The following is a 15999-nucleotide window of genomic DNA, read 5'->3' as shown; positions in this document are numbered from 1 at the left end:
GGGCGGGTCAGCGGGCGGCGCGGGCCTTCTCGATGGCCTGCTCGAACGCCGACAGCGGCTGCGCGCCGAAGAACGGCTCGCCGTTGATCAGGAACGCCGGAGTGCCGGGGACGCCGAGCCGCTGCCCGAAGGCGAAGTCGTCCTCGACGGCGCCGCGCACCTTGCGGTCGCGGCGGTCGGCGTCGAAGCGGGCCAGGTCCAGTCCGGCGCGGCGGGCCACGTCGCGCAGGAACTCGTCATCGATCCGCCCGCTGTTCATGCGGGGCTGCCGCGCGTACAGCGCGTCGTGGAACTGCCAGAACCGGCCCTGCCGGGCCGCCGCGCGGGACGCCACCGCCGCCCGCATGGACTCCTCGCCGAACGTGGGGAAGTCGCGCCAGACCAGCCGGACCACCCCGGTGTCGATGTAGCGGCGGATCAGCTCGGGCTGGGTCCGCCGGGCGAACGTGCCGCATTTGGGGCACTGGAAGTCGCCGAACTCCACGATCGTGACCGGCGCCTTGTCGCTGCCTTTGAACAGGGCGGGGTCGTCGGGCGGCGGGGTGGGCCCGGGCCACGTCACCGTGGGGGTGGGGTGGGGGGTCGGGGACGAGGGCGCCTCCACCTCGGGGATGCCGCCCTGCTCGTCGGCGCGGTCGCCGGACGTGCGGCCGCCGTCGCGGGTCAGCGCGGCGAACGCCATCACCCCCAGCACGACGACCGCGGCGGCGACCGCGGCGGCGGTGCGCGACCGCCCGCCGAACAGGCGGGCGAGCGGGCCGCCGCGCCCCGCGCCGGGCTCGTCGTCCCCACCCGCCTCGATCACGTCCGCGGGTTCGTCACCGCGCTGCGGCACCGCACGCCTCCCTCGCTCCGCACGACCGGTCCGGCCCCAGTCTGGATGATCGCGGCGCTCGGCGCCGTCTCCGCCACGGCGCAGTAGCGTTCGAGGTGTGCAGGCACATGAACTGGCCAGGCCCTTCCCGGTCACGCGGCCGGAGGCCGACGCGCTGGAGGCGGCCCGGATGCTGGCCGAGCGGCGGCTGCCCGGGCTGATCGTGGTGGACGACGACGGGTATCCGGTGGCGGTGCTGCCCGGGTCGCAGATCCTGCGGTTCGTCGTCCCGCACTATGTTCAGGCGGACCCGACGCTGGCCCACGTCTACGACGAGGGCCACGCCGACCGCATGTGCCGGCGACTCGTCGGCCGGAAGGTGCGGGACGTGCTGGTGCCGGAGCGGGCGCCGCGCCTGCCGGTGGTGCCCGGCGACGCGCAGGTGATGGAGATCGCCGCGCTGATGGCCGAGACGCACAGCCCGGTGGTGGCGGTCGTGGACGGCCGGGAGGGCCGGCGGGGCCGCCTGATCGGCGCGATCACCGTGTCCGACCTGCTGGAACGGCTGTTGCCCGCGTCCGCCGCCGCGCCGGACGACTAGCACAGGACGACCGGGCGCAGGACAACAGGGCGGGGACGGGCCCGTGCCCGATGGGCCCGTCCCGCCAGGTCGTGCTCGGCCTCGCCCGGCCCGCGGGCGGCGGGGTCAGCGGACCTCGGTGATCTCCGGGCCGCGTTCGAAGGGATCGAAGGTCTGCACCTTCTCCTCCTCCTGCTCCTGCTGCTCGTCGGCCTCGCTGAACTCCTTGGGGATGCGCAGCTCCAGCAGCTCCCGCGGTGGCATGGGGTGCTCGCCGCGGATCACCACCACGTTGCGCAGCACGTCCTCCAGGACCTGCCACTGCTCCTCGTCCTGCACCGCGGCGCCCTGCACCACGGCCTGCAGGAACCAGCGCGGCCCGTCGATGCCCAGGAAGCGGATCAGCTGCGGCGCCCAGCCCTGGTCGATGAACTCCTGGGGGATCTGCTCGCGCACCTCCTGCGGCATCTCCGCCAGGACCTCCTCGGTCAGCGCGGCGGGCACCATGGCCACCATCTCGGGGCCGAACGGGCCCTCGCCCTCCTGGACCTGGCCGTTGGCCTGCTCCTGGATGTCCTTGGCGGTCTCACGGCGCACGTCGTCCCAGATGCCGCTGCGCTTGGGCGCGGCGAAGGCCTGCAGCTGCATGGCGCTCTCGCCGTGCTGGACCAGCACCGCGACCGGGCGGGCGTCGATCGGGTTGCCCTCCTCGTCGACCTGGGTCGCCTCGAAATTCACCTGGAAGCCCAGCCCCTGCGCCACAGGGACCAGCAGGGACCCGAAGTCCAGCCGCTGCATCTCGGGATAGGAGTCCTGGAAGTCCCACGGTCCGCTGCGGGAGACGGCCTCCTTCTCGGGAGCCTCGGTCTCGGCCTCGGTCTCGGCGTCCGCCGCCTCCGCCCGCTCGTCGGCTGTCCGCTCGGGCTTCTCGGCGGGCTTGTCGTCCCGCCGGCGACGTCCAAAAGCCACGACTCACGCTCCTTCGTTACCGTACCGATTATCCGCGAACCCGCCCGTGGAGCCGAAACCGTCGTTCCCGCGGGCGGACCCGGGAAGCCGGGCGACCTCGTGGAAGACCGCGTGTTCGACCCGCTGCACGACCATCTGGGCGATGCGGTCGCCGCGCCGCAGCCGGACGGTGGCGCGTGGGTCGGTGTTCAGCAGGGTCACCTTGATCTCACCGCGATAGCCGGCATCGACCGTACCCGGTGCGTTCACAATGGTCACCCCCAACCTAGCGCCCAAACCGGAACGCGGGTGAACGAACGCGGCATAGCCGTCTGGCAGCGCGATCGCCATGCCGGTGGGCACCGTCGCGCGCTCGCCGGGGGCCAGTTCCACGTCGACCGCGGTGACCAGGTCGGCGCCGGCGTCTCCGGGATGGGCGTACGCGGGCAGCGGCAGGTCGGGGTCGAGCCGCCGGATGAGCACGTCCACCTTGCTCACGAAGTCTCCTCGCTGGTCGGTCGGGCGCCGCCGGGAACCGTCCGAGCCTATCCAGGGCGGGGCGGTGAACGGTGCCGAGCACGCCGCGCGGCGCCGCCGAAAGGACTTTACCCACAGCCTGTTGACCGCTTCCGGCGGCATTGCACCGTGTGACACTCCGATCGCGTAGTGTCACTTTCGTCGTCTTCCGTAGTCGTGGTCGCGGGAGAGGGGGGCCGCAGTGAGGCGCCAGGTCGCCGTTCACCGGTCGCTCGACGGCGTCCGGGTCCGGCTGTCGGGCCGGCACGACCTGGGCCGCCCGGTGACCTCGGTGGCGCGCATCGCCGTCGCCGACCGCCTGCACGAGTTCTCCGCCGGCACCCGCGCCGACGCGCTGGCCTGGGCCGCGGACATCGGCGTGCGGCGGCTCGACCAGGAGTTCCGCATCCACGGCGGGCGGCTGCGCACCGGCCGCACCGCGATCGGCGACCCGGCCACCGGCATGCGCGAGCCGGTGCTGGCCGCGATATGGGAGGGGCGGCGCCACGCGGTGTTCACGCACCTGTACCACGCGCGCCCGGCCGACGCGGTGGCGTTCTTCGACGCGCTGCGGCTCACCGAGCACGACGACGGGATCACCGCCGTGCCGCGCGGCCGCGCCCGCCGACCCGGGCTCGCGGCGCCGTCCGGTCCGGCGGCCGCCGCGGTCACCGACGCCGTGCTGGTGAAGGAGGTGCCGGGGCTGGGGCTGCTGGAGATCGCCGCGCTGGACGCGCGGACCCGGCGGCGACTGCCGCCGTGGCGGGGCGCGCCGGTCGCGGGCGGCGAGCTGTTCCGCGACACCCTGCCCGGGCAGGGCCCGTACTTCCTGCTGGCACTGCGGGAGCTGCTGGTCACGGTGCTGCCGGAGGAGCATCTGGCCGAGCGGATCCCCGGGCGGCTGGCCGGGCTGGCGGTCGAGGCGGTCCGGTGATGGCCGGGCTTGCGGTCGGGATCGCGGCGGTCGCGGTTCCGCTGGTGCTGGCCGTGTCGCTGTGGGGGCACGCGCGGCGACCCGGGGTGCTCGTCGCGGCGGTGCGGGCGCACGGGGCGGTGCCGGGTCCGCTGGTGCGGCCGGTGGCGGTGCTGGCGGTGGCGGCCGAGGCGGTCACCGGCGCGGGGGCGACGGCGGGGCTGCTTCTGGGCCTGGACGATCTGCTGCGCGCGTGCCTGGCCGTGGCCGCCGTCCTGCTGGGCGTCTACGCGCTGTATGCGGCGCATGTGGCGAGGACGAGCCCGCACCCGGTGCCGTGCGGCTGCGCGGGTGACGCCTCGACGCCGATGACCGGGTGGGTGGCCGTCCGTGCGGGCGTGCCGGCCGTCCTGGCGCTGGCGGGCGCCGTCTGGGGGCCGCCCGCGTCCCGTCCCGCCGCCGAGTCGTTGATCGTCGTCGCCATGGGGGTGGTGCTGGCGGTGCTGCTGTGGTCGCTGCCGTCCGCCCTGGCGCAGGAGCGGGAGAGGAGTTCGGCCGGATGAGTTTCGTAACCAGTGCGCTGCTGGTGACGTGGGCGGTGCTGCTCCTGCTGGCCCTGGTGGTGGCCGGGCTCGTCCGGCAGGTGCACGCCCTGGGCGGGGGCGCCCCGCGCACCGCCCCGCTCGGCCCGGCCCCGGGGTCGCCGGCGCCCGGGTTCGACCGGCTCGGCCCCGGCCTGCTGCTGTTCCTGGACCGCGACTGCGGCGTGTGCGAGGAGGTCCTGGCGGCCGCGGGGGCGCTCGGCCATCCGGTGCGGGCGGTCTTCTCCGGCCCGGCGCCGGACGACGAGGTGCCGGGCGCGGCGGCCGTCCTGTCCGACGAGCACGACGGCCTGTTCGCCGCGTACCGCATCCCCGCCACGCCGTTCGCGGTGCTCGTGGACGGCACCGGGCGCGTGCGGGCCGCCGAGCCCGTGGGCTCGCCAGAGGCCCTGCGCGAGCTGGCGGCGGCGGAGGCGGCGCGGTGATCGGCCCGGAGGACGTGCCGCCGCTGCGCGGGCCCCGCCCGCCCGGTGCCGCGCGCGTCCGCCGCCGCGCACCCGGCGGGCGTCCTCCGCTGCCGGGGCGGCGCGGGCTGCTCGCGGGGCTGGCCGCCGCCGGGGCGACCGCCGGGCTGCACGCGCTCGGCGTGTTCCCGCCCGCCCGGCAGGCGCTGGCCGCCGGTTTCCGCCTGGCCGGCAACTACGACATCTATCCGCGCTGCCCGTCCTACGCGCACGACCACAACTGCTCCCCCGGCTGCGGGCCGAGCCTGGTGTGCCCGTCCTGCTGCCGGACCAGCGGCAGGCACAAGGGCTTCCACAAGTCGGGCGCGTCCGACCCCGGCAGGTACAAACTGCGCCCCAACCAGTGCTACGGCGGCGGGTACGACGGCTGGCTGTGGGCGTACGCCGGCGAGTGCGGCGGCTGCAGCGGCGGCGTCACCTGGCGGTGCCACGACGGCTGGAAGAAGTCCAGGCACGGCAACTGGTACCGGACCATCTGCCGCAAGGCGGTGTCGTGCCGCACCGCGCCCGCCCCGAAGGAGCCGCCCGTCCCCGACGTCGAGTGGGACGACGACCTGGACGGGGTGAAGAAGGCGAAAAAGGTGAAGAAGAAGTGACGGCCGCCCCGGACGCGCCCGCCGCGGCCGGGCGGTTGCGCCGCGCCCTGACCGATCCGCTGCCGCCGGCCGCCGCGCTGGCGCTGCTCGCGGTGGCCGCGGCGGCCAGGGACGCGACCGTCCTGTGCTGGGCGTCGGTGGGTGCGCTGGCCGGATACGCGCTGTCGGGGTCGGTTTGAACGCGTAACAGCGAGTCGGTGCTGTTCTCGCCAGGTTGGCGGGCTCCGGTACGGCAGGGCTGGGTCCTGGCCGTCTTCACCCTCGGGCTCGTGCTCGGGGGCACGCTCAGCGCGGCGGTGCTGTGGCTGCTGTCCGGCCTGGCCGCGCCCGTCCCGCCGCCGGCGCGCACGGCCGCGATCGTGGCGGTCGCGGCCCTGGGCGCGGCCCGCGACCTCGGGCTGGTGCGGCTGCGGCTGCCGCAGAACGCCCGCCAGATCCCGCCGGAGGTGCTCGCCGACCGCCTTCGCGCGGGCGCGCTGCGGTTCGGCTTCGAACTCGGGACCGGCGTGCGCACCTACGTGTCGGCGACCACTCCGTACGTCCTGGCGCTCGGCCTGCTGCTCAGCCGCCCGGGGTCGGCGGCGACGCTGCTGGCCGGGGCCGCCTTCGGTGCGGGCCGCGCCCTCAGCGCCGTCCTGGCCTACCTGTCCCGCTCCCCCGACCGCGCCGCCCTCGTCGGCCGCCGCGTCCCGGTCGTGGTCAAGGGGGCCGCGCTCGCCGCCCTCACCGCCCTCGCGTGGCTGCATCTCGGCTAGGGCGCAGATGCCGGATGGCGGGGAGGGAACCGCCGGGCGGGGCGGGACGTCGGTATGAGCGGGTTTGTTCGCAGGAAGGGCCGGACGTGCACGACATCGCGCGGATCTGGGCGCCGGTCCTGACGCTGCTGTCCGCGCTGGCGACCGCCGACGGCGGGCAGGGCGCGGCGCTGGCGTTCGCGCTGGCCGGACTGCTGCTGGCCGCCGCGGCGACCGCCGCCGTCCGGGTGGAGCCCCGCGTGTCGGCCGCACGGGTCCGCACGGCGCTGCGGGACCGGACGCTGCGCACGGCGTTCCTGCCGCAGCGCGACCCGGACGCGGCGGGACGGCCCCGTCCCCGAGCCCCCGGGGCGGAGATCGCGACCTCGATCCGCTGATCTCCGACTCGTGAAGGGCTTTCACTCATGTTCGTTCTCGACACCGCGGTGGCGCTCGCCCATGACCTGGTGACCGCCATCGCGGACACGCTGGGCTTCCTGGGCGGCGGGCCGTCCGTGGCGGCGGCGATCGTCGTCGTCACCGTGCTCGTCCGGGGGCTGCTCGTGCCGCTGGCCGTCGCGCAGGCGCAAGGAGAGCGGGCCCGCGTCCGGCTGCTGCCCAAGGTCAGGGCGCTGCGGGACAGGCACGGCCGGGACCCGGTGCGGCTGCGCCGCGAACTGCAGGCGCTGTACGCCGCAGAGGGCGTGTCGCCGTTCGCCGGGATCGGGCCGGCGCTGGCGCAGCTGCCGGTGCTGGCCGTGATGTACCGGCTGTTCGTCTCGGCCACCGTCAACGGGCACCAGAACCTGCTTCTGGCGCACACCCTGCTGGGCACGCCGCTCGGCCAGAACTGGATCGGCGTCGTCGGGGGCGCCGGGATCTTCGCGCCGCAGTCGCTGCTGTTCCTCGGGCTGTTCGCGCTGCTGGCGGCGGTGGCGTGGTGGACGTCCCGGCACGCCGAGGGGCCGCTGCGGCTGCTGCCGTTCGGCACGGTCGCGACGGCGGCGTTCCTGCCGCTGGCCGCCGGGGTGTACCTGCTGGCGTCCACGGCCTGGACGGCGGCCGAGCGGGCCGTGCTGCGCCGCCGGATCGCCATGGCTTGACGTCCCCGCCGGGCGCGGCTTCCATGGAAACCGAACATCATTCTGTCAGGGGATGCGGTCATGGCGGCGACCACAGCGCGCACCGAACGCGACATCGACCTGTCGGACCTGGCCTTCTGGGCCCGCCCGCCGCACGAGCGGGAGGCCGCGTTCGCCGCGCTGCGCGCCCGCGAGCATCCGCAGTTCTTCCGCGAGCTGAAGCTGCCGTTCATCCGCAGCGGGCCCGGCTACTACGCGCTGGTGCGGCACGCCGACGTGGTGGCGGCCAGCCGCGCGCCGGAGGTCTTCAGCAGCGAACCCTGCTCCAACAGCATCGCCGACATGCCCGGCTACCTGGCCCGCTACTTCGGCTCGATGATCAACATGGACGACCCGCGGCACGCGCGGCTGCGCCGCATCGTGTCGCGGGCGTTCACCCCCCGCGTCCTGGCCAAGCTGGAAGAGGACCTGCGGGCCGAGGCCGTGCGCATCGTCGACGACGTGCTGGCGGGCGGCCCGGGGGACTTCGTCACCGACGTCGCCGCCCGGCTCCCGGTCCGGGTGATCTGCGACATGATGGGCATCCCCGAGCGGGACCGGCCCATGGTGTACGACCGGACGAACATCATCCTCGGCCTGGGCGATCCGGAGTACGCCGGCGGGATCCGGTTCGTCCGCGACGGCATCACCCGCACCGGCGTCCTGTACGGCCTGACCAAGGTCATGACCGCCGGGTACGAGCTGAACCACCTGGCCATGAAGCTGGCCCGGCGCCGCCGCCGCGACCCCGGTGACGACCTCGTCTCCGCGCTGGTGCAGGCGAACGTCGACGGGGAGGCGCTGACCGACCAGGAGATCGGCTCGTTCTTCATCCTGCTGGTGGTGGCGGGCAACGAGACGACCCGCAACGCCATGACGCACGGGCTCAAGCTGCTCACCGACAACCCCGAGCAGCGGGCCCTGCTGATGGAGGACTTCGAGGGCCGCATCGGCGGCGCGGTGGAGGAGATCGTGCGGATGGCCACCCCGGTCATCCAGTTCCGCCGCACGGTCACCCGCGACTACGAGCTGAACGGGCACCGGTTCCGGACGGGCGACAAGGTGCTGCTGTTCTACAACTCCGCCAACCGCGACGAGACGGTCTTCGAGGACCCGGACGTCTTCGACATCACCCGGTCCCCCAACCCGCACGTCGGCTTCGGCGGGCCGGGGCCGCACTTCTGCCTGGGCGCCAACCTGGCCCGCCGCGAGATGACCGTGATGTTCCGGGAGCTGTTCGGGCGGCTCCCCGGCATCCGCGCCGCCGGGGAGCCGGACCGCCTCTACTCCAACTTCATCAACGGGATCAAGCACCTGCCCTTCACGTACTGAGCACCCGTCGCGTATCCGGCGCCGGGCTCCGGTCAGGGCAGCAGCCCGAGGCGCTCGGCGAGCCGGGAGCGGTGCTCGCGGGGCGCGCCCAGCAGAAGCTCGTCGGTCTTGGCGCGCTTGTAGTACAGGTGCGCGTCGTGCTCCCAGGTGAAGCCGATGCCGCCGTGCAGCAGCAGATGGTCCTTGGCCACCCGGAAGTACGCCGGGCCGACGAAGGTCTGGGCCAGAGCCGCCGCCACGGGCAGCTCCTCGGGGGCGTCGTCGGCCGCCCACGCCGCGTACCGGACGATCGACTCGGCCTGCTCCAGCGTGCAGTGCATGTCGGCCAGCCGGTGCTTGACGCCTTGGAACGACCCGACGTACCGGCCGAACTGCACGCGCAGCTTGGCGTATTCGACGATCGTGTCCAGGCAGCGGCGCATGCCGCCGAGCTGCTCGGCGGCCAGCGCGACCGCGGCCAGGTCCAGCGCGCGCCCGATCGCGGCGTCGGCGTCGGCCGCGGCGATGCGGCGGCCGGGCGTGCCGTCGAGCTCGACGCGGGCCTGCGGGCGGGTGAGGTCCAGCGTGGTCAGCGGCGTCCGCTCCCCGCCCTCGACGGCGAACAGCGCGGTGGCCCCGTCGGCCCGGGCCGGGACGATGATCAGGTCGGCGGCGGCGCCGTCGAGCACGCGCGGCAGGGTGCCGGTCAGCCCCTTCCCGTCCCAGGTCGGCAGCGGCCCGCCGGGCTGCGGGACGGCGAACGCGGCGACCGTCCGGCCGCTTGCGATGTCCGGCAGCAGGTCCTTGGCGGCCTGCTCGTCCCCGGCCGCCAGCAGCACGTTCGCCGCCAGGACGGCCGAGGCGAGGTAGGGGGCGGGGGTGAGCGCCGCGCCCAGCTCCTCCATGACCACGGCGACCTCGGCGTGCCCCGCGCCCGCGCCGCCGTACGCCTCGGGAACGGCCAGCCCGGCCAGGCCGAGCTCGCCGGTCATCCGCCGCCACACGTCCCGGTCGTAGGGCTCGTCGGACTCGGCGACCTCGCGGACGCGCGCCATCGGCGCGGTGTCGGCCAAAAACGCCCGCACCGACGCCGCCAGTTCCCTCTGCTCCTCGGACGGGATCAGCCTCATCGGCCCGCCTCCTTCGCCTGCGTGCCGACCTTCAGCTCGCGGAACGGCACGTCCCGGTCCACCTGCGGCTCGCGCGGCAGCCCCAGCACCCGGTCACCGATGATGTTGCGCATGATCTCGTTGGTGCCACCGCCCAGCGCCATGCCGGGCGCCCACGACAGCGCCCGCGCGATCCTGCCCTCGTCGTGCCCGGCGTAGGCGACCGTCTCCGGGCCGAGGATCTCGCCGGCGCTGTCGGCGGACGACAGCGTCAGCTCGGCCAGCAGCAGCTTGGCGACCGACCCGCGCGCCCCCGGGTCGATGCCGGCCTTGACCTCCTGCGACAGCCGCGCGTTGAACAGGTCGAACGCCCGCTCCCGCACGTACAGGTCGACGAGCCGGTCGCGCACGGCCGGATCGCCCAGCAGCCCCCGCTCGCGCGCCGCCGCCGACATCACGTTGAACGAGGCGGGCCGCTCGGTGCGGGCGGCGCCCATCCCGATGGACACCCGCTCGTGCAGCAGGGTGGTGACGGCCGCCTGCCATCCGCCGTTGACCTCCCCCACCACCCGGTCGGCGGGGACGCGCACGTCGTCGAAGTACACCTCGTTGAAGTGCGCCTCGCCGGTCATGTCGCGCAGCGGCCGGACGGTCACGCCGGGATCGTGCATGTCCACGACGAACATCGTGATGCCGCGGTGCTTGGTGGCGTCCGGGTCGGTCCGCGCGATGAGCAGCCCGAAGTCGGCCTGCCGCGCCACCGACGTCCACACCTTCTGGCCGTTGACCACCCAGCCGTCGCCGTCGCGGACGGCGCGGGTCTGCAGCGACGCCACGTCCGACCCGGCGCCCGGCTCGGAGAACAGCTGGCACCAGATCTCCTCGCCGCGCAGCAGCGGCGGCAGGTAGCGCTTCTTCTGCTCCTCGGTGCCGAGCGACAGGATCGTCGGCCCGCACATGCCGAGGCCGATGCCGAACACCCCGATCGGCAGCGTGAAGTCGCGGGCGGCCTGCTGGAAGGCCCGCTCCTCGGCCGCCGACAGGCCCTGCCCGCCGTACGCGGCGGGCCAGGTGATACCCGAGTACCCGGCGTCGTACAGCCGCGCCATGAACGCGCGGGCCGCGGCCAGGTCCGGTTCGGGCGGCAGGTCGCGGGTGTTGGCCTCCAGCCAGGCTCTCGCCCGGCGGCCGTACTCCTGCAGGTCCGTCACAGGGCGGCTCCTCCCAAGGTTGTCAGCGTCCACTTACGCTAGCGCGCGCCCCACCGGAACGGAACGCCATTCGGTATGCCCCGTGCCATGCGGGCAGGAACCCCTGCCGCGCGGGTCAGGAACCGGTCAGGCGGCGGCCAGGGCGGCGGCGGGCCGCAGTCGGGTGGAGACGCAAGCCGTCGTGCCGTAGCCGCACGCCGGCGCTCCGCGCGTGAATCATCGCCCCGTCCCGGGGGACGCTCCCGATCACGGGACGGGACTTGCCGTGCCCGGCCGGGTGCTTCCGGTAGCGTCGGGGCGAGTCAGGACAACGGGAGGACGAGCATGGCCGAGAAGGGCGACATCGGCTGGCGGATCGTGGCGGGGGCCGCCGCGTTCGCCGGGGGCTTCGCCGCCAGGAAGCTGATCACGCTGGCCTGGAAGAAGACCACCGGCAAGGAGCCGCCGACCAATCCCGAGTCCCCCGAGGTCGCGCTGAGCGAGGCCATCGGCTGGGCCGTGATCATGGGGGTGGGCATGGAGGTGGCCCGGCTGCTGGCCACCCGCGCCGCGGCGCGGCAGTGGGTCAAGGGGACCGGGGAGCTGCCCTCCCACCTGAAGGCGAACACCTGACGGCACCCCTATTGGACAGGGGGTCCAGCGCCCCGCGTATCGTGGTCGGTCCCGCACCGTCGGAAGGGACCGGCCACGATGCCTTTGCTGGAAACGATCAGCTTTCCGTACGAGGACGAACTGCGCGCCGAGCGCCGCAGGATGGTCGACACGATGGCGGACCTGTCGGACGAGGAGTTCCAGTCGGGGCGGACGCTGTGCTCCCGCTGGGCGCCCCGCGACGTCCTCGCCCACGTGATCGCCCTGGACTACCTCCTGGCCTCCTACCTGCCGTACGGCCCGCGCATCAACGCCGCCAACCAGGCCCAGGTGGACCGCGCCCGCCCGCTGTCGCGGGACCGGCTGATGGAGTGGGCCGAGCAGTGGGCCGAGCGCCCCAGCACCACCGGCCGCGCCGGGGCCGCGTTCCTGCTCGGCGACCTCGGCATGCACCACCAGGACGTGCTGCGCGGGCTGGGCCGCGAGCGGACCCTGCCCGACACGGTCGCCACCGCCGTGTTCCGCGAGGGGCTGCAGCTGAGCCTGTGGCTGAACCGCCGCGTGCTGCGCTACCGCGTGGTGCCCACCGACGGGCACCGTCCCGTGGGCCGGGGCCCGGAGGTGCGCGGCACGCGGGAGGCGCTGGGGCTGTGGCTGGCCGGACGCGACTCGGTCAAGGGGGATCTGGAGTTCGCCTGACGGCCCGCGGGTCCGGCCCGGCGCCGACCGGAGCCGGACGGGCCGCGGCGCCTGGCGGTGCGGCGGCCGATGGCGGAAAACCGCCGCGACACGGGCCATGGCCTGCCCGTCCGGTCACCGGCCCTTCTCGGCCGGGCGGGGCGTCAGTCCGCTGACGGGGGCGGAGCGGGCGGCGGGAGCTGCCCGGAGCCGGGCGCGGGCCCGGGCGGAGGCAACTGCCCGGCGGAGTCGTCGCCGACCGCCAGCCGGACGTCGTCGCCGGCCTCCTGCCGGGCGGGGGCGTCCAGCTCGGTCCGCGATGGCGGCACCGGCCGCCCCAACGGCGGCTGGGCGGCGGCATGGCGCCGCAGGTCGGCGCGGACGGCCTCGGCGACGCGCTTGGTGGCGGACCGGTTGAGGGCGGCCCCGGCGGCGGCGCCGGTGAGGAACGGGCCCAGCGTGCTGATGCTGCGGCCGAAGGAGCGCATGAGGCGTTTGCGCAGGGCCGCCTTGGCGGCCGAGCCGAGCGCGTTGGTGAACGACCCGTTCTTGATCTCCAGGGGCGAGAGGCCGCGCTGCTTGCCCCAGGCGGTCAGATACGCCGCGGCCCGCGCGGCGCCCGACCCCTGCGCGCGCACCCCGTACACCTCGTGCAGCTCGGCGATCAGCTTGACCTCGATGGCCGCGACCACGAGCGTCTCGGCGGCCAGCTGCGCGGGGGCCGACAGCAGCAGCGGCGGGGCGGCGAATTCGACCGCGGCCAGCGCCCCGCCGGCCGCGCCCACCGCCGTGGTGGCGTTGCTCGCCACCCGGACCAGGCTGTCGGCCAGCTCCTCGCCCTCCAGCCCGTGGTGGTGGGCGCGCAGGGTCTCCAGGTCGCGGACGGGGATGTGCGGCGCCGCCGCGATCAGCGCGTCGGCCAGCAGCCGGCCGCGTGCCAGGCCCGCGGCGCCCGCCCTGCGCACGCCGCCCGCCAGCAGGTGGGCCAGCCGCGCCAGCAGGCGGCCGCGGGTCTCGCCGTCCATGTTCTCGCCGGCCGACAGACGGCCGATCAGCGTGTCGATCTCGGCGGTGGGGTCGGCGGCGGGCTCGGCGGCGGCCTCGCCCGGCCGGACGAGGGCGCCCTCGCCCGATCCGGCGGCGTCGCCGCCGGGCTCCGGGCCGCCCTGCCGGACCGCGTCGTCCACTGCCGAATCGTCCACTGCCGAATCGTCGTCGCGCGGCGCCCCCTGCGCCGCGCGATCGCCGTCGTGCTTGCGCCCGCGGTCCGCCGTCACCGGCCGCTTCCGCCCATCACGCCGCCGGAGCATCTCAGGCGGCGCACTCGCGGCAGACCGGCTGGCCGTTCTTCTCGCTGGCCAGCTGGCTGCGGTGGTGCACCAGGAAGCACCGGCTGCAGGTGAACTCGTCGGCCTGGCGCGGCACCACCCGGAAGGTGAGCTCCTCGTTCGACAGGTCGGCACCGGGAAGCTCGGCGACCTCGCCGGCGTCCAGGTCCTCGTCGATGATGCTCGCGGCCTTGTCGGCGCGGCGGGCCTGGAGCTCCTGCAGGCTGTCCTCGCCCAGGTCGTCGTCTGTCTTACGCGGGCTGTCGTAGTCGGTCGCCATCTTCTATCTCCATCCCCCTCAGTCCTTTATGCGCCCCGTCGCGCGGATCTAACGCTCGGGGGACTCGTCTTGTGCCCGATCCGGGCGGGAAATTCTGTCACGGGTAGTGACCCCTGACACGCAAGACGCGACCGGTCCCGCCGGTGACACCCGTCACCGGGATCGATCCTCAGGATGTGTGTCGTCGGTCACATGTCCGGCCGGGCGTCACGGCGTTCATCAGTACCGGGACCCTCGGCGAGCCACCCCGCGGCGGCCGGATCATACCTGCCCCGTAGGGCTTGTGCGCACCGGCTGCACCGCGCGGCGCGCGGCCGCGTCCGGCCGCCCGAACCGAAAGCGGCATCTTGATCGGTCCGCAGCGAACCGGAAGCTGCGATGAAACGTCTGACCTAACGCGATATCGTGCCCGCCGAGGTTGGGGCGCGCCGCGTCGCGGACCACCCGGCCGCCGCCGGGAGGGCCGGTACGGGGCCGGCGTTCACCACGCGGCACATCTACTGCGGGTCACTGGAGGGTCAGATGCCGGATGCCGCTCCCCTGGAGCCAGGCGATCCCCGGGCGCTGGGACGGTTCGAGGTCGTCGGGCGCCTCGGCGCGGGCGGCCAGGGGTCGGTCTTCCTAGGCCGCGCCCCGGACGGCGAGTACGTGGCGATCAAGCTGCTGCATTCGTCGATGGCCGGCGATCCGTCCGCGCGGGCCCGGTTCAACCGCGAGGTGTCGGCCGCGCAGCGGGTCGAGCCGTTCTGCACCGCCCGGGTGCTGGAGGCCGACCTGCACGGCGACCAGCCGTACGTGGTCAGCGAGTTCATCGACGGTCCGTCCCTGCACGACGTGGTGGCGCACAACGGGCCGCGCGGGCCCGAGGAGCTGGAGCGGCTGGCGATCGGCACCGCGACCGCGCTGGCCGCCATCCACGAGGCCGGCATCGTGCACCGCGACTTCAAGCCCAACAACGTCATGCTGGCGCCGGACGGCCCGCGGGTGGTCGACTTCGGCATCGCCCGCACCGTCAACTCCCAGGAGAGCGCCGTCACCGCCACCGGCATGGTGGTGGGCACCCCCGGCTACCTGGCGCCCGAGCAGCTCACCGGGGCGCCGCTGACGCCCGCGGTCGACATCTTCGCCTGGGGCGCGACGATGGTGTTCGCGGCCACCGGCCAGTCGCCCTTCGAGGCCGACACGCTGCCGGTGATCATCAACCGGATCCTCAACGACGAGCCCGACCTGTCGGCGCTGCCCGCCGGGCCGCTGCGCGACCTGGTGGGCCGCTGCCTGTCCAAGGACGCGGGGCTGCGCCCCCCGGCGGCCCAGCTGCTGCTGAACCTGCTGGGGCACGTGGGCGCGGCGCCGTCGGGCGCGGGCGCGGGCCGCCAGGACCTGCTGGACCAGGGCACCCGGATCGCCGCGCAGCTGCCGGCGCCGCCGCCGGTGCCGTCCGCGCCGCGGCAGAGCCCGCCGCCGCAGCCGATCACCCCGCCGCCCATGCCGATGAACGCCGGGCCGGGGCACGCGGGGCCGAGCACGCCGCCGCCGCAGCCGATCACCCCGCCGCCGATGCCGATGTACCAGCCGGCGAACGCCGGCCCGGGGGCGGCGCCGCCCAGGCCGCAGGGGCCGGGCGGGCCGGCGTATCCGCCGCCGACCCCGCAGGCGTCGTCCTCGTCGTCCGCACCGGTGGTCATCGGTGTCGGCTGCCTGGTGCTGGTGCTGCTCGCGGTCGTGGTGGTAGTGATCGTGGCGGTGGCGTCCAGCGACGAGGACGATCCGGACCCGTCGCCGACCTACACGCCGACGTACTCGCTGCCGTCGCCGACCTCGTCGGCGTCGATCAGCGCCGAGAACGGCATCACCGGCACCTACACCGGCACCGGGTACCAGCCGGGCGCCGGCACGGGACGCACCACCTTCCAGACCCGGTTCTTCCTGATTCGCAGCGCCGGCAACGCCACCTACACCTACAGCAACGGCTCGAACACCTGCCGGACCCTGCTGTCGCTGCAGCGCAGCCTGAGCACCGACAGCAAGATCGTCTACCGGGAGACGCCCATCAGCGGGCAGTCGGAGACCGAGTGCGCGCCGGGCTACATCACGTTCCAGCCGTCGGCTACCGGCATCTACCTGCGCTGGGAGTGGCGTGAGACGTCCGACACCAGCGACACCGCGGCGGCGTACGGCACCGTGTTCAGGCAGTAGGGCCCCG

The 15999-nt window shown here is 74.7% G+C and carries 20 protein-coding genes; 13 read left to right on the top strand and 7 right to left on the bottom strand.

The features are described from left to right. Positions 1–7 precede the first annotated feature (7 nt). Entirely contained in the window at positions 8–835 is an 828-nt protein-coding gene (locus tag QSK22_RS17275) for a DsbA family protein (RefSeq protein ID WP_285495221.1), read from the bottom strand. Positions 836–932: 97 nt separating this feature from the next. Between QSK22_RS17275 and QSK22_RS17270 the strand changes: the two genes are divergently transcribed. Next, positions 933–1415: a CBS domain-containing protein gene (locus QSK22_RS17270; RefSeq protein ID WP_285495220.1), complete on the top strand. Its 483-nt coding sequence runs from the start codon at positions 933–935 to the stop codon at positions 1413–1415. Between the two features lie 105 nt (positions 1416–1520). Here the strand turns inward: QSK22_RS17270 and QSK22_RS17265 are convergent, their stop codons facing one another. Together QSK22_RS17265 and dut are read right to left on the bottom strand one after the other, a co-directional pair. Further along, positions 1521–2363, bottom strand: a complete 843-nt coding sequence (locus QSK22_RS17265; protein ID WP_285495219.1) for a DUF3710 domain-containing protein — start codon at positions 2361–2363, stop codon at positions 1521–1523. Positions 2364–2366: 3 nt separating this feature from the next. Further along, positions 2367–2840, bottom strand: coding sequence for a dUTP diphosphatase (dut, locus tag QSK22_RS17260; protein ID WP_502872323.1), 474 nt, complete (start codon positions 2838–2840; stop codon positions 2367–2369). 220 nt (positions 2841–3060) lie between these two features. On the opposite strand from dut, the gene QSK22_RS17255 reads away from it, so the two are divergent. From QSK22_RS17255 to QSK22_RS17215, 9 genes are all read left to right on the top strand, one after another. Next, positions 3061–3792 carry a hypothetical protein gene (locus QSK22_RS17255; RefSeq protein ID WP_285495218.1) on the top strand — a complete coding sequence of 244 codons (732 nt, stop codon included), beginning with the start codon at positions 3061–3063 and terminating at the stop codon, positions 3790–3792. Next, the gene (locus QSK22_RS17250; RefSeq protein ID WP_285495217.1) at positions 3792–4334 is read left to right on the top strand and encodes a MauE/DoxX family redox-associated membrane protein; all 543 of its coding nucleotides are present in this window, start codon (positions 3792–3794) and stop codon (positions 4332–4334) included. Before QSK22_RS17255 ends, QSK22_RS17250 begins: the two co-directional genes overlap by 1 nt. Further along, positions 4331–4798, top strand: a complete 468-nt coding sequence (locus QSK22_RS17245) for a thioredoxin domain-containing protein (RefSeq protein ID WP_285495216.1) — start codon at positions 4331–4333, stop codon at positions 4796–4798. The genes QSK22_RS17250 and QSK22_RS17245 overlap by 4 nt, the downstream gene beginning before the upstream one ends. Beyond that, positions 4795–5433, top strand: coding sequence for a hypothetical protein (locus QSK22_RS17240; RefSeq protein ID WP_285495215.1), 639 nt, complete (start codon positions 4795–4797; stop codon positions 5431–5433). Before QSK22_RS17245 ends, QSK22_RS17240 begins: the two co-directional genes overlap by 4 nt. Beyond that, positions 5430–5612, top strand: coding sequence for a hypothetical protein (locus QSK22_RS17235; RefSeq protein WP_285495214.1), 183 nt, complete (start codon positions 5430–5432; stop codon positions 5610–5612). Before QSK22_RS17240 ends, QSK22_RS17235 begins: the two co-directional genes overlap by 4 nt. An 18-nt stretch (positions 5613–5630) precedes the next feature. Next, entirely contained in the window at positions 5631–6188 is a 558-nt protein-coding gene (locus QSK22_RS17230; RefSeq protein WP_285495213.1) for a hypothetical protein, read from the top strand. 86 nt (positions 6189–6274) lie between these two features. After that, complete coding sequence (locus QSK22_RS17225; RefSeq protein ID WP_285495212.1) at positions 6275–6565, top strand: DUF6412 domain-containing protein; 291 nt, start codon at positions 6275–6277, stop codon at positions 6563–6565. Between the two features lie 27 nt (positions 6566–6592). Further along, positions 6593–7270 carry a YidC/Oxa1 family membrane protein insertase gene (locus QSK22_RS17220; protein ID WP_285495211.1) on the top strand — a complete coding sequence of 226 codons (678 nt, stop codon included), beginning with the start codon at positions 6593–6595 and terminating at the stop codon, positions 7268–7270. Between the two features lie 60 nt (positions 7271–7330). Continuing rightward, on the top strand, positions 7331–8620 hold the full coding sequence (locus QSK22_RS17215; RefSeq protein ID WP_285495210.1) for a cytochrome P450: 1290 nt from the start codon (positions 7331–7333) through the stop codon (positions 8618–8620). Between the two features lie 32 nt (positions 8621–8652). Here QSK22_RS17215 and QSK22_RS17210 read toward each other — a convergent pair whose 3' ends face one another. After that, a complete protein-coding gene (locus QSK22_RS17210; RefSeq protein ID WP_285495209.1) occupies positions 8653–9729 on the bottom strand; it encodes an acyl-CoA dehydrogenase family protein in 1077 nt (358 codons plus the stop codon). Next, entirely contained in the window at positions 9726–10919 is a 1194-nt protein-coding gene (locus tag QSK22_RS17205) for an acyl-CoA dehydrogenase family protein (RefSeq protein ID WP_285495208.1), read from the bottom strand. Before QSK22_RS17205 ends, QSK22_RS17210 begins: the two co-directional genes overlap by 4 nt. Positions 10920–11243: 324 nt before the next feature. On the opposite strand from QSK22_RS17205, the gene QSK22_RS17200 reads away from it, so the two are divergent. Beyond that, a complete protein-coding gene (locus QSK22_RS17200; protein ID WP_285495207.1) occupies positions 11244–11531 on the top strand; it encodes a DUF4235 domain-containing protein in 288 nt (95 codons plus the stop codon). 78 nt (positions 11532–11609) lie between these two features. Beyond that, positions 11610–12209, top strand: a complete 600-nt coding sequence (locus QSK22_RS17195; RefSeq protein WP_285495206.1) for a maleylpyruvate isomerase family mycothiol-dependent enzyme — start codon at positions 11610–11612, stop codon at positions 12207–12209. A 143-nt stretch (positions 12210–12352) separates the two neighbouring features. On the opposite strand, the gene QSK22_RS17190 is transcribed toward QSK22_RS17195, so the two are convergent. Together QSK22_RS17190 and QSK22_RS17185 are read right to left on the bottom strand one after the other, a co-directional pair. Further along, positions 12353–13390: a hypothetical protein gene (locus tag QSK22_RS17190; protein ID WP_285495205.1), complete on the bottom strand. Its 1038-nt coding sequence runs from the start codon at positions 13388–13390 to the stop codon at positions 12353–12355. A 109-nt stretch (positions 13391–13499) separates the two neighbouring features. Then, positions 13500–13796 (bottom strand): DUF4193 domain-containing protein, encoded by a 297-nt coding sequence (locus QSK22_RS17185; RefSeq protein ID WP_067917299.1) that lies wholly within the window; start codon positions 13794–13796, stop codon positions 13500–13502. A 522-nt stretch (positions 13797–14318) separates the two neighbouring features. On the opposite strand from QSK22_RS17185, the gene QSK22_RS17180 reads away from it, so the two are divergent. Beyond that, on the top strand, positions 14319–15992 hold the full coding sequence (locus QSK22_RS17180) for a serine/threonine-protein kinase (protein ID WP_285495204.1): 1674 nt from the start codon (positions 14319–14321) through the stop codon (positions 15990–15992). Positions 15993–15999: the final 7 nt, after the last annotated feature.

It is taken from the genome of Actinomadura sp. NBRC 104425, from assembly GCF_030269545.1.
GTDB classification, from domain to species: domain Bacteria; phylum Actinomycetota; class Actinomycetes; order Streptosporangiales; family Streptosporangiaceae; genus Spirillospora; species Spirillospora keratinilytica.
This window is presented reverse-complemented; position numbering and strand designations above follow the sequence as displayed.

What these genes read in the sequence shown, in the direction of transcription:
- QSK22_RS17245 (WP_285495216.1), top strand. Translation starts at nt 4,331, where the DNA reads ATGAGTTTCGTAACCAGTGCGCTGCTGGTGACGTGGGCGGTGCTGCTC.
- QSK22_RS17195 (WP_285495206.1), top strand. Translation starts at nt 11,610, where the DNA reads ATGCCTTTGCTGGAAACGATCAGCTTTCCGTACGAGGACGAACTGCGC.
- QSK22_RS17250 (WP_285495217.1), top strand. Translation starts at nt 3,792, where the DNA reads ATGGCCGGGCTTGCGGTCGGGATCGCGGCGGTCGCGGTTCCGCTGGTG.
- QSK22_RS17180 (WP_285495204.1), top strand. Translation starts at nt 14,319, where the DNA reads ATGCCGGATGCCGCTCCCCTGGAGCCAGGCGATCCCCGGGCGCTGGGA.
- QSK22_RS17200 (WP_285495207.1), top strand. Translation starts at nt 11,244, where the DNA reads ATGGCCGAGAAGGGCGACATCGGCTGGCGGATCGTGGCGGGGGCCGCC.
- QSK22_RS17185 (WP_067917299.1), bottom strand. Translation starts at nt 13,796, where the DNA reads ATGGCGACCGACTACGACAGCCCGCGTAAGACAGACGACGACCTGGGC.
- QSK22_RS17210 (WP_285495209.1), bottom strand. Translation starts at nt 9,729, where the DNA reads ATGAGGCTGATCCCGTCCGAGGAGCAGAGGGAACTGGCGGCGTCGGTG.
- QSK22_RS17220 (WP_285495211.1), top strand. Translation starts at nt 6,593, where the DNA reads ATGTTCGTTCTCGACACCGCGGTGGCGCTCGCCCATGACCTGGTGACC.
- QSK22_RS17215 (WP_285495210.1), top strand. Translation starts at nt 7,331, where the DNA reads ATGGCGGCGACCACAGCGCGCACCGAACGCGACATCGACCTGTCGGAC.